Genomic DNA, 336 nt, shown 5'->3' with positions numbered 1-336 from the left:
CGGAGGACGCAGGGTACGAACTCGAGAAGTTCGTTGGATCACCCGCGACCCTTGGGGTCACGGAGACGGATCTTCCGCGGGCGCGGCCGGGGATATGGGACCTTGGGGCGCCGCTTCGGGTCAGGCTCACCTCCGGTCAGTTCAACTCGGTTGACACAGAAGCGGTTCTGCGCGGCGCAAATCTGGTGGCCATCGGGTCGGGCTCTGCCTCAAGTTGGGAGTTGTTCCAGTTCCAGACCGCCGAGCTTGTCGCAGCTGACACTTTCGAGTTGTCGAACCGCTTGCGCGGGCAACTGGGGACCGAGACGGACATGGCCGATATCTGGCCGACCGGCA

Annotated in this window: 1 protein-coding gene; it reads left to right on the top strand. The window is 64.0% G+C overall.

Translation table 11 applies throughout. From position 1 onward, the window contains the following. The coding region (locus E0702_RS21890) for a GTA baseplate fiber-binding domain-containing protein (protein WP_132045590.1) at window positions 1-336 on the top strand (336 nt) is incomplete at both ends.

The organism is Halomonas marinisediminis (assembly GCF_004347715.1).
GTDB lineage: Bacteria > Pseudomonadota > Gammaproteobacteria > Pseudomonadales > Halomonadaceae > Halomonas > Halomonas icarae.
Note: the sequence above shows the minus strand (reverse complement) of the source record. Positions and strands in the feature narration are given on the sequence as shown.